The 14,698-nt window shown below is 45.2% G+C and carries 15 protein-coding genes; 14 read left to right on the top strand and 1 reads right to left on the bottom strand.

Annotated features, from left to right (window positions below; translation table 11 throughout):
* Positions 1-2: 2 nt before the first annotated feature.
* Positions 3-383 carry a hypothetical protein gene (locus tag NIASO_RS13190; RefSeq protein ID WP_008586538.1) on the top strand — a complete coding sequence of 127 codons (381 nt, stop codon included), beginning with the start codon at positions 3-5 and terminating at the stop codon, positions 381-383.
* 6 nt (positions 384-389) lie between these two features.
* Positions 390-1,295 (top strand): hypothetical protein, encoded by a 906-nt coding sequence (locus NIASO_RS13185; RefSeq protein ID WP_008586537.1) that lies wholly within the window; start codon positions 390-392, stop codon positions 1,293-1,295.
* 331 nt (positions 1,296-1,626) lie between these two features.
* Here the strand turns inward: NIASO_RS13185 and hemH are convergent, their stop codons facing one another.
* Positions 1,627-2,658, bottom strand: a complete 1,032-nt coding sequence (gene hemH, locus NIASO_RS13180; RefSeq protein WP_025298960.1) for a ferrochelatase — start codon at positions 2,656-2,658, stop codon at positions 1,627-1,629.
* A gap of 228 nt (positions 2,659-2,886) precedes the next feature.
* Between hemH and hemA the strand changes: the two genes are divergently transcribed.
* From hemA to NIASO_RS13120, 12 genes are all read left to right on the top strand, one after another.
* On the top strand, positions 2,887-4,137 hold the full coding sequence (gene hemA, locus NIASO_RS13175) for a glutamyl-tRNA reductase (protein WP_008586533.1): 1,251 nt from the start codon (positions 2,887-2,889) through the stop codon (positions 4,135-4,137).
* Positions 4,138-4,152: 15 nt separating this feature from the next.
* A complete protein-coding gene (locus NIASO_RS13170) occupies positions 4,153-5,151 on the top strand; it encodes a hydroxymethylbilane synthase (RefSeq protein ID WP_008586532.1) in 999 nt (332 codons plus the stop codon).
* Complete coding sequence (locus NIASO_RS13165; protein WP_008586530.1) at positions 5,141-5,839, top strand: uroporphyrinogen-III synthase; 699 nt, start codon at positions 5,141-5,143, stop codon at positions 5,837-5,839. The genes NIASO_RS13170 and NIASO_RS13165 overlap by 11 nt, the downstream gene beginning before the upstream one ends.
* A gap of 2 nt (positions 5,840-5,841) precedes the next feature.
* Positions 5,842-6,639: a hypothetical protein gene (locus NIASO_RS13160; RefSeq protein WP_008586528.1), complete on the top strand. Its 798-nt coding sequence runs from the start codon at positions 5,842-5,844 to the stop codon at positions 6,637-6,639.
* A gap of 15 nt (positions 6,640-6,654) precedes the next feature.
* A complete protein-coding gene (gene hemE / locus NIASO_RS13155; protein ID WP_008586526.1) occupies positions 6,655-7,695 on the top strand; it encodes a uroporphyrinogen decarboxylase in 1,041 nt (346 codons plus the stop codon).
* 83 nt (positions 7,696-7,778) lie between these two features.
* A complete protein-coding gene (locus NIASO_RS13150) occupies positions 7,779-9,584 on the top strand; it encodes a M1 family metallopeptidase (protein ID WP_168128490.1) in 1,806 nt (601 codons plus the stop codon).
* Entirely contained in the window at positions 9,581-10,549 is a 969-nt protein-coding gene (gene hemF, locus NIASO_RS13145; protein ID WP_008586522.1) for an oxygen-dependent coproporphyrinogen oxidase, read from the top strand. The genes NIASO_RS13150 and hemF overlap by 4 nt, the downstream gene beginning before the upstream one ends.
* Positions 10,550-10,620: 71 nt before the next feature.
* Positions 10,621-10,983, top strand: a complete 363-nt coding sequence (locus NIASO_RS13140) for a four helix bundle protein (RefSeq protein ID WP_008586520.1) — start codon at positions 10,621-10,623, stop codon at positions 10,981-10,983.
* A gap of 33 nt (positions 10,984-11,016) precedes the next feature.
* Positions 11,017-12,003 carry a porphobilinogen synthase gene (hemB, locus tag NIASO_RS13135; protein ID WP_008586518.1) on the top strand — a complete coding sequence of 329 codons (987 nt, stop codon included), beginning with the start codon at positions 11,017-11,019 and terminating at the stop codon, positions 12,001-12,003.
* Positions 12,004-12,090: 87 nt separating this feature from the next.
* A complete protein-coding gene (locus tag NIASO_RS13130; RefSeq protein ID WP_008586517.1) occupies positions 12,091-12,444 on the top strand; it encodes a four helix bundle protein in 354 nt (117 codons plus the stop codon).
* 78 nt (positions 12,445-12,522) lie between these two features.
* Positions 12,523-13,053, top strand: a complete 531-nt coding sequence (locus NIASO_RS13125) for an STM3941 family protein (protein WP_008586514.1) — start codon at positions 12,523-12,525, stop codon at positions 13,051-13,053.
* A gap of 323 nt (positions 13,054-13,376) precedes the next feature.
* The gene (locus tag NIASO_RS13120) at positions 13,377-14,684 is read left to right on the top strand and encodes an MFS transporter (protein WP_008586513.1); all 1,308 of its coding nucleotides are present in this window, start codon (positions 13,377-13,379) and stop codon (positions 14,682-14,684) included.
* Positions 14,685-14,698 lie beyond the last annotated feature (14 nt).

The raw sequence follows: 14,698 nt of genomic DNA, 5'->3' as shown, positions 1-14,698 counted from the left end.
TTATGCGCAACCAATCAAAAAAGAACACTAAGACAACGGACCGGTTTTACAGAACCATTCTGCTGCTCTTGTGCGGGCTATGGTTTGTTTCTGGAATTTTGATTTTTGCGCTGTTTTCGCCCCGGTACGAAAAAGCCGGCTATAAACACCTGTCGCTGGATCGTATGCTTCTATCTTTTAGTGATGTGAAGCAGAACAATAAAGTGACCCTTATTAATTTGCAGCTAAAAGAAGCTTCCCTGTTGAATAATAACGGGGACATTAACCAGCAAGCGGTTGCCGATCAGCGAAAAAAAATATACCGTCGTTTGCTGGAAGAAAAAACAAAAATACCGGAACCTGCCGGGCATACGGGTTTTATGATTAAACAGGTGCCTCAATAGTTGACTATGAAATTTTATTTGTTCTTTTTTTGTATGGTGCTGTTTGTTTCCTGCGGTTTGCAAAAACAAATGACCGCCACCCGGAATGCCAGTACAACCACCAAAAAAATGGTAAGAGAAGAGTCAGCCGCACTGGACACTATACAGCGGATGCTTCAGGGAAAAACGGAAAACCTGGCGGTTGATAGTATTGTCAACAGTGCCATACAAACGATATTAGGAAAATTGAACAGCCGCCTCAATAGCGCACAGCAGCTCGCTTTGTTATTGGATGCTACAGCGGCTGACAAAGCAAGGTTTCGAAAAGAAACTCCTGATATTCTTACGAAACTGATTGTGCTGGATTCATTCAATGCTGCGCGAAAGCGGCGCGAGGAAGTGTATACTATGCTGAAAGAGTCGGTAAGCACAGCAAAATACCGGATGTACCACCTGGCAGCATTTTTTGATCCGGGGGTTTATAAAATTCCCCCTGCAGCGATCGGTACTATTGCGACGCAGTTTGCACCGGTAATTGATTCTATTGCGCAGCTTTCAAATAAATATGCCGGAATTGCCCGGGAGGCCCGGATTGTATTTGTTGGATACTCTGATGATACACCCGTATTGGAATCCGGGCCGCTTTACAAGGAACTGAGCGGGATCCTTAACAAGGAAAATCCGACGCAAGAAGAATTAAACCAGATTCTTTCGGATTTGCGGGCAAAGGAAATGGTAAGGAATATAAAACTGGTAATAAATGCCCGCTCGTCAAAATTTGAGAACTTTAATTCATTAACACTGGGGTATATGGGATATGGGAAGGGGGAAGCCTATCCTTCTACAACGATCACTGACTATAAGCCAACAGACGAGCGGCGGCGTATTGTTTTAAGCTACTGGATCGTATTGCCCCTGGCTTCGGCTTTATAAAGATGACTGTAGTGCCGATCGTCTGATACTGAACTGCCTCAAAATTAATATTATTTCCTCTCAATGGGTAGCCACTACGCGGCAGGTTCAATCATTATACTATAAGGTTCTAAAAATGGGTAATGCCGAAGGCATTATTCAACAAGCTGCCGATATAAAGTGTTGTGGAGACCAAAACTGTTTTGTTCCATAGGAACAACCTGTTGGTAGACTGATTCGGCCGCAGATCATGTGGTGTGCTATAGGTACACCCCTTAAAAACAATTTTGATGCCGGCTTATTAAGATATACCGGTAGCAAGTATACATTAACCCGATTGAACACGCCTGTTTTATCGGTCCTTATCCATTGTTTCTTCAATCAGTTGTAACAGGGCATCCACCCAAAGTGCATGGGTATTCATACAAGGTATATACGTGTATTGTTCACCCCCGTGGGCCATAAAATCTTCCTTTCCGCGCAACTCAATTTCCTCAAGGGTTTCCAGGCAGTCGCTCACAAAGGAAGGACAGACCACTACCAGTTTTTTAACCTGTTCTTTTGGCAGTTGTGGCAAACGGACCTGGGTGTTGGGCAACAGCCAGGGATCGCGCCCGAGCCGGCTTTGATAGCTTTGCTGCCATTGCTCTTTTTTCAACCCCAGTTTTTTTGCCACCAGTTCACTGGTAATCGTAACCTGGTGCCGGTAACAGGTGGGATGGGAATCGCTTGCCTTAAAGCAGCAATTTTCTACCTGCATGCAATGCTTTTTTGTGGGGTCTGCTTTTAATATGTGCCGCTCGGGAATACCATGATAGCTAAATAATAACTGATCAAAATCTTCCTGCAGGTAAGGGCGCATGCTTTCCGCCAGGGCGTTTATATAAGCCGGGTGTTTATAAAAGGGCGGTACAACTTTCAGCCTGAAAGCATAATTGTTGTTTTTATGTGCGGCTTTCATATGTTCCACTGCTGTTTCAAAACTGCTCATAGCATAATGTGGGTACAATGGTACCAGGATCACTTCTTCCACATCCGGCATCCGGTTTAGTAAAGCAGTATAAGCTGCCTCCGGAGTAGGCGTACCATAACGCATAGAGAGTTCAACAGGGAGTGTTGTTTTCTGTTGAAGCGCTTCCTGCAATTGCTTTGATAAAACAATTAACGGCGAACCCTCATCCCACCAGATGGCTTTATAGGCCTCAGCAGATTTGGGAGCGCGGAAAGGGTTGATGATACCCCTTACTAATAAAAAACGTAAAAGCCAGGGTTTGTCGATCACCCGCTCATCCATTAAAAACTCGTCAAGATACTTTTTTACATCTTTTACGGATGTTGAATCGGGAGAGCCCAGGTTCATTAAAATCACTCCGGTTTTACGCATTGTATAACTAATATTCGTTTGTTCGCTTAAGATTTTTACCCGTTGCCAACCGGGCGTTGTTGTAACTGATCAGCAGTTATAACAACCGGCAAAGATATAGGTTAAACCAAGACGAAGCTACTGACGGGGGATGCTACTTTGAATGATAAAAATCATATTTTTATGATCATCCGGTGACAATAATATGACGCTACTGCGCCGTATCCTTCTTACATTTGCGCAGTTATCATGGCAATAGAGGAGTTCCATATTTCAAAACAGGTTTTAGATCGCTTTTGCATTGCAGGTATTAACTATCACAAAGCTGACGCTGCTACGAGAGGCCTGTTTTCTATAAATAATGATGCATTTGCTGCACTGGGCAAAACTGCAAAGGAAGCCGGATTAAAAAGTGTTTTCGTTGTTTCAACCTGTAACCGTACCGAAATTTATGGGTTTGCCGAATCAGTAATGCAACTGGTAGAATTGCTTGTACCGCATACCAACGGAGATAAGGCAGCGTTGTATGAATGTGGTTATTTTAAAAACGGGGAGGAGGCCCTCCGGCATTTGTTTGACGTTGCCGCAGGTTTGGATTCGCAGATATTGGGCGATTATGAGATCCTGGGCCAGTTGAAACGCGCGGTGGATACCGCCCGTAGCCAGCATATGATCGGACCGGTGATGGACCGTATGCTGAACTTCGCCTTTCAATCATCAAAAAAAATAAAGACCGAAACCAACCTGAGCGATGGTACGGTATCGGTTTCCTTTGCAGCCATTGAATTGCTGCAAAATATAAAGGACATTACCGCAAAAAAGATCCTGATCATCGGGGCCGGGAAATTTGGTGTAAATGTTTGTAAGAACCTTAATACCTATTTAGCCGGAACAAATATTACCCTGATGAATCGCACAGATGAGGTGGCCCGGGAGGTAGCGCTCGCCAATAATATAAATTTTGCGCCCTATAATGACAAGGCTGCGGTTATTGATGCGTCGGATATCATCATTGTATGCACCAATTCCAGTGAGCCCACCGTGTTGCCGGAGCATATAAAAGCGGGGAAGCAAAAATTACTGCTGGACCTTTCCGTTCCGGTGAATGTGCACCCGTTAATAAAGGACAGGGAAGGCATTACCGTGATTGACGTGGATGCCATTTCCAGCACCATACTGGACAAAACCCTTGCCCGCCGTAAGGCAGAAGTGCCCGAGGCCAGTGCTATTATCGACCACTTTAAAAATGAGTTTCTGAGCTGGCTGAGAGAGCACCATTACGCACACCACCTCAAAACCTGGAAAAACAAACTTTGTGAAATTGATTTAACGCAAACAGCCGTTTGCGAATTTTATAAGGATAAAACATTGATCAGCGAAACGGAACGCATCACCCGTGCACAAAAAGCGGTAAAGCAACTGGCAGTAAACCTGAAAGTGAAACACGACAAGGGATGTCAGTTTATCAGCAGCATCAATGATTATCTGCAAATACCCTAAGCGGGTGCATCAACTATGATCCGTATCGGTACCAGAGAGAGCCAACTGGCCCTGTGGCAGGCCACCCAGGTTAAAAATCTTTTAGAAAATTTTGGTGTTCCGGCGTCTTTAACGCCGATCAGGAGCGATGGAGACGTTGACCTGGTTACCCCCTTGTATGCCATGGGTGTTCAGGGAGTATTTACAAGGGCATTGGATATTGCGTTGCTGAATAACCAGATCGATATTGCCGTGCACAGCATGAAGGACGTGCCGGTGCAATTGCCGGAAGGCATTGTAGAAGCCGCCGTGCTGGAACGCGCTTCGTATAAAGATATTCTCGTATTAAATGAAAACTGGAAAGCTTCAGGGGCGGATTATAGTTTGGAAGACCTAAAACATCTCATTGCCGGAGACGAAAAATCAGAAATCAGTTCCGATAGCTATCGGGATCAGAAATCAGAAATTTCAAACCTGATCATTGCTACCAGCAGCGTGCGTCGTAAGGCACAATGGTTAAATCGTTTTCCCAATCACACCATTGAAAATATCCGGGGCAATGTAAACACCCGGTTAAGAAAACTGTCGGAAAGTAATTGGTTTGGGGCCATTTTTGCCGCGGCAGGTTTGGAACGCATCGGGCTGAGACCCGCCAACAGCATCGATCTGGACTGGATGCTGCCCGCGCCAGCCCAGGGAGCTATAATGGTTACGGCAAGAAAAGGCGACGGCAGTGTGCTAAGGGCCTGCAACCGGATCAATCACCTGCAAACCGCTTTTTGCGTAAAGACAGAACGGGAATTTTTGAGTGAGCTGATGGGTGGTTGCAGCACGCCGATCAGCGCGCTGGCCGCTTTTGAGAACGATCAACTGCGGTTCCGGGGAAGCGTGGTAAGTCCGGACGGAACAGAAAAGATCGAAGTGAACGAATGGTACCGGCTTGACGAAACAAGGACACCCGGGACGCAAGCCGCACAATCAATCCTGGAAAAAGGAGCCAAGGCAGTCCTTTCGAAAATGAACGATGGCAGGTAAACCGCTTCATATCCTGAGCACCGGCCTGTTAGATGAAGAGCTGGTAACATCAGTTGAGGGGCAAATCCACCTCGATTGTATTCCTTTTATTGAAACCCGTTCTGAAACTCCTGATACTATTGCACGTGCAGTAGCAGCCATTGCTCCTGCTCCCCGCTCCATAATCTTTACCAGCAAAAATGCCGTAAAGGCCGTTGCCGCAGCTAATTTATCGCAGACCGACTGGGATATATTTTGCATTGAGGCCGCCACCAAAAAACAGGTACAGGTATCTTTCCCCGGATCAACGATCATTGCTGCCGCCCCGAATGGCGCACGGCTAGCGGAGCAGATCGTCGCTCATGCACCCAAAGAACTATTGTTCTTCTGCGGTAACCGGCGGCTGAACACGATTCCGGAGTCATTGGCAGCGCATCATATTCCCTGCAGGGAAATTATCGTATACCATACTATCGAAACGCCAAAGCCGGTACAAGGGCGTTATGACGGTGTTCTTTTTTACAGCCCCAGCGGCGTAGAGAGTTTTTTTTCAGTCAATACCCTTCCTGCTCAAACGGTTGCCTGCTCTATTGGTCCGTCTACCACCGGCGCGCTAAAAAAATACACGGATAAAATCATCGAAAGCCCGATGCCGGACTTCAAACAATTATTGCAACTTGCAGTACATTTAAACCTCAATCGGCCATAACTATGAAAAGATCATTTAAAACCCTCACGCTAAACAGCATCCTGCTTTTTTCCATTGCATCCATTTTGGAAATGACCTTGCATGAATTCGGACATTATGTTACGGCGCGTTATTTTCATGCGGCCGGAGCTAAGCTTTTTCATAACTATGTCGATTTTGATGAAAATTCCATTGGCTTTGCGCAACGGTTATGTATTGCAGCTGCAGGTCCTTTAGTGAGCTTGCTTATCGGTATATCATTTCATTTATTTAGCAAAAAGGCCACTGTAAAGAAGTATGGCTATTTGTTCCTGCTCTACCTGTCTGCATCGGGGTATATTGGCTTTTTAGGTTACCTGATGGTAGCGCCTTTTTTTACCTATGGCGACACGGGGCTTATTTTTAACCAGTTGCATTTTCCCGTAGCGCTCATCATTGTGATCGCCGTGGCAGCAGCCTTCGTACTATTCCTTGTTTTTCGTCAACTGGCCGTACTATTCATTCGTTTTGCAGATGAAGAAACGATAAAAGATATTGCGGAGCGCCGCCGCTACACAAAGGCAGTGATCCTGTACCCTTTATTAGGCGGCATTATTATTACTACGTTGCTCAACCTTCCCGTGCCCACAACGTTAAGCCTGATAGCGCCGTTATGCAGCCCTTTTTCAATGATGTGGATCTATGGAGCGATGTTGAACAGAAAACAGCGCAATATTGATGGTAACCCATTTTTCGCAGGTACGCATAAAATGGTTCCGGCAATTATAGCCGGTTTTACAGCTATGGTAATTATTAACCGGCTTTTGGTTTTGGGGATTTAGATTGTAAACAAGAGTATGACCAATATAAAGAACGATTTAATTTTAAGAACGCTTCGCGGAGAAGCTACAGAACGTACACCGGTGTGGATGATGCGCCAGGCGGGCCGGTATTTGCCGGAATATATCCAGTTGCGGGAAAAATATTCTTTTTTTGAAAGATGCCAGAACCCTGAACTCGCTTGTGTGATAACCTTGCAGCCGGTGGATATTATTGGAGTGGATGCGGCGATCCTTTTTTCCGACATCCTGGTAGTGCCGCAGGCCATGGGGCTGGAAGTGCAATTAGTAGAAAAGCTGGGGCCTTTGCTGCCCCAACCGATCCAATCGGGTAAAGACCTGCAGCGCGTTCGGGTTCCTGATGTTGCCGAAACGCTGGGTTATGTTTTTGATGCAATTAAACTGATTAAAAAAGAGCTTAACGGACGCGTGCCGCTGATCGGCTTTGCCGGGGCTCCCTGGACGCTTCTTTGCTATATGGTGCAGGGTAAAGGCAGTAAAACATTTGATGAAGCAAAAGCCTTTTGTTATCAGCAACCGGAAACGGCGCATGCCTTGCTGCAAATGATCACCGATACTACGATTGCCTACCTGAAGGGCCAGGTGGCGGCCGGTGCTGATACCTTGCAACTGTTCGATAGTTGGGGAGGTTTGCTAGGCAAGCAGGATTTTGAGACCTTTTCACTTCAGTATATCCGCCAGATCGTTGCTGCATTAAAAGAATTGGTCCCGGTTATCGTCTTTGCAAAAGGAGCGTGGGGTTCCTTGTCAGAAATGGCAGCTACCGGCGCGGCCGGGCTAGGTATCGATTGGTGTATAGAACCGGAAATGGCCCGTAAGCTGGCAGGCAATAACGTAACGCTGCAGGGCAATTTTGATCCCGCTAAATTATTAGCGCCTGTTTCGCAAATTGAAAAAGAAGCCAAAGCAATGCTGAAGGCTTTTGGAAAAGAAAGGCATATTGCCAACCTGGGTCATGGTATTTTACCCAATGTGCCGGTTGATCATGCAAAAGCGTTTGTTAACACTATTAAAGAATACTCATTTTCTAACATTTAAAAACGATTACCTTGAAGAAAGTACCATTTTTAACTGTCCTCTTTATCTGTTTTTACGGTAGTATTGCTGGACAACCATTATACATGCCACGTAATATTCAAAATGCCATAAAAAATGAAACCCGCACGGTTACAGGTGTTCCGGGGGTGAAGTATTGGCAGAACCGGGGCAACTATTCGATCAGTGCTGCCGTGGATCCGGTTAAGAAAGCAGTATCGGGTAAGGAGCAAATTGTTTATACTAACAACAGCCCGGATACGCTGCATGTGGTTTTTATCCGGTTTGTAAATAATATCCATAAGCCGGAGACCCCGCGCTCCGGACAGGTAGCAAAAGACTTTTTGACCACGGGGCTGCAGATCCAATCCTTTGCCGTTGACAGTGCTGCTTATTCCGTTAACAGCAACGACTGGGGAACGGTGAATCCGGTGAGGCTGCGTACCCCTATCCTGCCGGGTGCCCGTGCCGTCTTTGACATAGAATGGAGTTACCCGCTCTCAAAACAGAGTGGCAGGGAAGGGCAGATCGATCCCCATACGTTTTTCTGCGCCTATTTTTATCCGCGTATTTCAGTGTATGATGATTATAATGGCTGGGATCGGCTGCCACACACTGATGGAGGTGAATTTTATAATGACTTCAACGATTATTCGGTTTCGGTTAAAGTGCCAACCAATTATGTTGTATGGGCTACGGGCACCCTCAACAACGCAAAAGATGTGTTGCAGCCCGCTGCCTTTAAACGTTTTCGGGAATCCCTGACAAGCAATAAGATCATTCATGTAGCTACTGCAAAAGACATGGAGCAGGGCGCCGTAACCAATTCCAGCGAATGGAATGAATGGAAGTTCTCGGCAAATAATGTTTCCGATTTCACTTTTGCCACCAGCAACCATTTTGTCTGGGATGGAGGCAGTGTAGCGTTGGCGGCTGCAAAGGAGCTGAAAAGAGTAAGTGTGCAGGCGGCGTATAAAGACACGGCTGCAGATTTCAGGAACGCAGTGGAATGGGGCAAAGACGCGCTCAGTTGGTTTTCCAATAATATGCCCGGCGTTACCTATCCTTATCCCACTATGACTGCGGTACAGGGCTTTGCAGATATGGAATATCCTATGATGGTTAATGATGCCACTACATCGGATCTTAGTTTTTCCCGGCTGGTGTTGGATCATGAAATTGCACATACCTATTTCCCATTTTTCATGGGTATTAACGAAACCCGCTACGCATATATGGATGAAGGGTGGGCTACCACCTTTGAATACCTGATCGGCATTGCGGAAAATGGGAAAACACTGGCTGACGAAACATATAAAAATTTCCGGGTAAAACGGTGGATCAATAGCCCCGCTGCGGAAAATGATCAGCCCTTGATAACAATGTCCTCGCAGTTAAGCGGCGCCGGCTACGGAAATAATTCTTATGTAAAGGCCTCCCTGTCGTACCTGGCGCTGAAAGATCTCTTGGGCGATGTGGCATTTAAACATGCGCTGCTGTCGTATATGGATACCTGGAACGGGAGGCATCCCACTCCTTGGGATTATTTTTATTCCTTCAATGCGGCTACTAAACAGGATTTAAGCTGGTTTTGGAGGAATTGGTTCTTTAGTAACAACTATATCGATCTTAAGATCGACAATGTTCAGCCAGGCAATAACCGTACTTCTATAACGCTTGAAAATATCGGCGGCTTCGCGGTGCCTTTTGATGTGATCATCCGGCAGGATAAAGGCAAAGAAAAAAAATATCATTATACCCCGGAGCTCTGGAAGCAAGGTGAAACAAAGGTTTCGTTTACCGTTCCTGTTGGCGGGGCTATTGAAAGTGTAACAATTGACGGAGGCATTTTTATGGATGCCACACCCAATGATAATGTTTACAAACTATGAAGGTAGAAGCAACAAAGGCTTTCAGGCAGGAATGGATCGAGTATGTTTATGGGCTGCAGGATACTATTTGCAGCGCGCTGGAAGCGGAAGATGGTAAAGCGAAATTCAGGGAAGACAACTGGCAGCGGGGTGAAAACGGAAAAGGCGGCGGCGGCCATTCCCGGGTGATGGAGGAGGGCGCGGTATTTGAAAAGGCAGGTGTAAATGTGTCGGTGGTTTATGGCGCTATAACAGAAAAAATGGTTAAAGTGCTTTTTGCTGAGCTTCCCGATTCGGAAAAAAACAGTGCAGCAGGCGGCACCTGGTTTGCCTGTGGTATCAGCCTGGTATTACACCCCTTTAATCCCTTTGTGCCTACCACCCATGCCAACTGGCGGTATTTTGAGGCGCATGATGCCAATGGAACCGTTATCCGGCGCTGGTTTGGCGGCGGAGCCGATCTGACGCCCTATTATTTATTTGAGGAGGATGTGGTACATTTTCACGGTAGTTTTAAGAAGGCTATTGATCCCTTCGGGGCGCACCTTTATCCATTATATAAAAAACAATGCGATGCCTACTTTACCAATGCGCACCGCAACAATGAAATGCGCGGCGTGGGCGGTGTGTTTTACGATCATTTATATTTAAGTGACGAAGAAGAGGCAAGCAGGTTGCTGGCTTTTCAGAAAGCTAACGGAGCGGCTTTTCTGGAAGCCTACCTTCCCATAGTGCGGTTAAGAAAAAATACAAGTTTTGATGCTGCCAACAAAAAATGGCAGGAGATCAGAAGAGGGCGGTATGTTGAGTTCAACCTGATCCACGACAGAGGCACATTGTTTGGATTAAAAACCAATGGCCGTACCGAAAGTATTTTAATGAGCCTGCCGCCAACCGTGCGTTTTGTATATAATTATGAACCCGAGCCCGGCAGTTTGGAAGATCAATTGTTGCAGGCGTGCAAGCATCCGAGGGAGTGGGCGTAAATCCGGATGTTTGATGTCTGATCTCCGATATAATTTGCGGGACTTAATTCTCTAACCTAAATGATAACATTATGACACGAAATGAACTCCAACAAAGAACAAAAAGATTTCATGTGGATATTATTAAACTTTGTGAAGATTTTCCCAGAAATGCTGCAGGTTTTGAAACAGCGAAACAGTTGATTCGGTCTGCGGGAAGTGTTGGGGCAAATTACCGGGCGACGGCAAGGGCGAAATCTAACGCAGACTTTATATATAAAATCGAAATCGTTTTAGAGGAAGCAGATGAAAGTCATTATTGGCTGGAAGTTGTCAAGGAAGCTGAATTAATGCGCGGGAAAGAACTGGATCGTTTAACTGATGAGGCGAATCATTTGACTGCAATTTTCGCTGCAACAGATAAAACGGCAAAATGGAACCGCAACAAATCATAAATCAGACATCAAAAAATCAGAAATAATAAAATTATGATTTTACAAAGAAGAAACAGGATTACAAGAAAGTCCGCCGCAATAAGAGCATTGGTGGCTGAAACAGTATTAACTCCTGACGATTTCATCCTGCCCATTTTTATTACTGAAGGCAACGGTGTTGTAGAGGAAATTTCGTCTATGCACGGCTATTACCGTCGTTCATTAGATAAGACGTTGGAAGAAGTAGCGGTAATCTGGGCAATGGGCATTAAGGCTGTATTGCTTTTTGTAAAAGCCAACGACGATACTAAAGATAACGCCGGCAGGGAAAGTTGGAACCCTGAGGGGTTGATGCAGCGGGCCATTAAGGCGATCAAAAATAAAGTGCCCGAAATGGTGGTGATGACAGATGTGGCCCTGGACCCCTATTCTGTTTACGGCCATGATGGTATTGTTGATGTTGAAAAAGGAACGATACTGAATGATGCCACTGTGGAAGCGCTTACAAAAATGAGTCTTTCCCATGCCGCTGCCGGTGCCGATTTTATTGCACCCAGCGATATGATGGATGGGCGCATTGGTGCCTTCAGAAATGCGCTGGAAGAAAATAATTTTTCCGATGTGGGCATTATGAGTTATTCCGCCAAGTATGCCAGTTGCTTTTACGGTCCGTTCAGAGATGCCCTGGATAGCGCACCCGGCTTTGGCGACAAAAAAACCTACCAGATGAATTATGCCAACCGCATTGAAGCCATCAATGAAACGCTGCAGGATGTGGAGCAGGGCGCCGATATCGTAATGGTAAAACCTGCGATGGCTTATTTGGATATAATCCGCGAAGTAAAAAATGCAGTTACGGTTCCGGTAAGCGCCTATCATGTAAGCGGCGAATACGCTATGATCAAAGCTGCGGCGGAAAAGGGCTGGCTGGATGAAGATAAAGCGATTATTGAAAGTCTTACTTCTATCAAAAGAGCCGGGGCCGATCTGATTGCGACTTATTTTGCAAAGGACGCGGTGCGGATATTGAATGGGAAATAGTTGGTTAAAAAGCGGCAGAGGTGAGACGATAAACGATAAAAGGGTATCTTTAATAAAGTTTATTTTCTAATACTAAAAAGCACCTCTATGTTTTTAAACCTGAAACACAAATCGCTGGATGTATATCTTGTAATAAGGGAATTAGTAAAAGAGACGTATAAAGTAAACATTCTTCTGCCTGTTGAGGAGCGGTTTAATATGATCCAGCAAATCCGCCGGGCGGCAATTTCAGTCAAACTAAATTTGGCAGAAGGGTCTACAAGAAAATCAGAAGCTGAAAGAAGAAGATTTTATGAAATTTCGAGGGGTTCCGAAGTTGAAATCGATGCTGCACTTGAATCGGCAGTCGATTTGAATTATTTTGTAATAGAAGATCTTAATCATATCGGAGTGCTGCTTAACCGTTGTTTTGCGATGATCTCAAAAATGATAGAAAAATGAATTTAGAAGCGCTATTTAACGTCTCACGTTTTTCGTTTGTCGGTATTCTAAGGCTGTTCTCTTTTTAAGTAATACACAATGAATTATCCCATCAATATTCCGGTCGACAAGAAAAAAACAACGCGCAATTTTGCTGCTTCCATGCTTATTGTACTATTGGGGCTATTATTTATTATAAAGCCCTTTTGGTTTATCCGGAGTGATGATCCGGCAATGATCCGCACCATCGGGTATTTGTGCATTGCCTTTTTTGGAGTCATCAGTATCTTTTTAACAAAAACACTTTTAAATAAAAAAGAAGGACTGCTGCTTAGCGAAGAGGGCATTATCGATCAATCCAGTGGTATTGCCGCCGGAAAAGTTTTATGGAAAGATATTAAAAGCATACGCACAGAGTTGGTAGCCGCTCAGCCGTTTTTAATGTTGGAGGTAACCAATCCATTAGAGTATATCCAAAATCAGATTAACCCTTTAAAGAAAAGGGCAATGGAATTGAATTATCAACTCTATAAAACGCCAATTGGTATTTCGGGAAAATTCCTGCATATCGAATTTGAAAAATTACGGGAACTGGTGCTCGCCGGTTTCGAAAACGCAAAGGTAAAATAGGATAAAAACCGCGTCCTGATTGGTTATATGGGCGTTTTCTCCTTTGTTGGTGTTGCGCGTGGCCAGGTGCGCAGCGAAATCACCAACAAAACAATCATATCCCCGTTCCTATTGTTAGTGTGTTGGCCTTCCAAATGCCTGTCCGCGGCTAATATCAGCGATGTTGGAGGGCGGCGGTGTTATTAATTCGTGCCTGCCCCGCCCGAATCTGCCATTTGGTACAGGCGGGTGAATGGTACAGGCGGGTACTAGGAGCAGACTCGTCAAATGAAATAGATTGTTCTTTACCCGGTATTTTCTATTTTTATAGAAACAAAACAAGGATGCAAACGGCTTCTAAGAAAGTGATCAATGCCTGGGCGATGTTTGACTGGGCCAATTCTGTTTATAATCTGGTTATTACCACTACCTTTTTTCCCATCTATTTTTTAGCCGTTACCGGCGGGTCGGCAGATGGGCATAAAGTGCATTTCCTGGGCAGGGATTTTGTAAACTCTTCTTTATACGATTACACTTTGTCGGTAGCCTACTTGTTTATAGCACTGCTCTACCCCGTATTAACATCTATTGCAGATACCCGGGGCAACAAGAAAAACTTTATGCGCTTTTTTACCTATATGGGGGCATTGGGTTGCAGCGCATTGTTTTTTTTCAAAAGCGATACGCTGGGGTTGGGCATCCTGGCTTTTATGCTGGCTGCTATGGGCTATGTAGGAAGCCTTGTTTTTTACAACGCCTTTTTGCCGGAGATCGCGGCGCCGGAAGACCAGGACAGGGTAAGTGCCCGGGGCTTTTCTTTTGGATATATCGGCAGCGTTATTATGCAACTGGTGGGTTTTGCGTTGGTGGTTACCATGAAAGATAGTGGATGGGCTACACGCATTACATTTTTATTAGTAGGTGCCTGGTGGCTGGGTTTTGCACAACTTACGTTTAACCGGGTACCGGAAATAAAACGACCAGCAGTAACTAAAGGTAATGCTTTCAAAGAGGGGTTCTCCGAAATAAAAAAAGTGTACCTGTTGGTAAAACAGTTGCCGGTATTAAAACGCTTTTTGCGGGGCTTCTTTTTTTATAGTATGGGCGTGCAAACCGTAATGCTGGCCGCCACATTGTTTGGCAGCAAGGTTCTAAAACTTCCTGATACCAAACTGATTGTTACAGTGGTGGTCATACAACTGGTAGCCATTCTGGGCGCTTGGTTTATGTCGCGCCTGTCTGCCCGTTTGGGAAACCTGGTGGTGCTGATGGCCGTGGTAGTTTTCTGGATACTGATCTGTATTGCTGCTTTTTATACCGCCCAGTTGGCAGAACAAGGAATGAATACGGAATATTATTTCTATGCACTGGCATCGGCCGTAGGCCTGGTAATGGGAGGTATACAATCCTTAAGCCGGTCCACTTATTCCAAATTGATGCCTGATACGCGGGATACGGCTTCCTTTTTCAGTTATTATGATTTTACCGAAAAACTGGCCATCGTATTTGGCATTTTCTGCTTCGGGTTTATTGAGGAGGTTACCGGCAACATGAAGAATTCTATTTTATCTTTAGTGCTCTTTTTTGTAATCGGCCTTTTCTGGCTCTATTCGGCATTGGTAAAGCAAAAAAGGATAGCCTGCGGGGAGTAGTCAACCGATAAGCG

Origin of the sequence: Niabella soli DSM 19437 (assembly GCF_000243115.2) — a bacterium.
Lineage (GTDB): Bacteria > Bacteroidota > Bacteroidia > Chitinophagales > Chitinophagaceae > Niabella > Niabella soli.
This window is presented reverse-complemented; position numbering and strand designations above follow the sequence as displayed.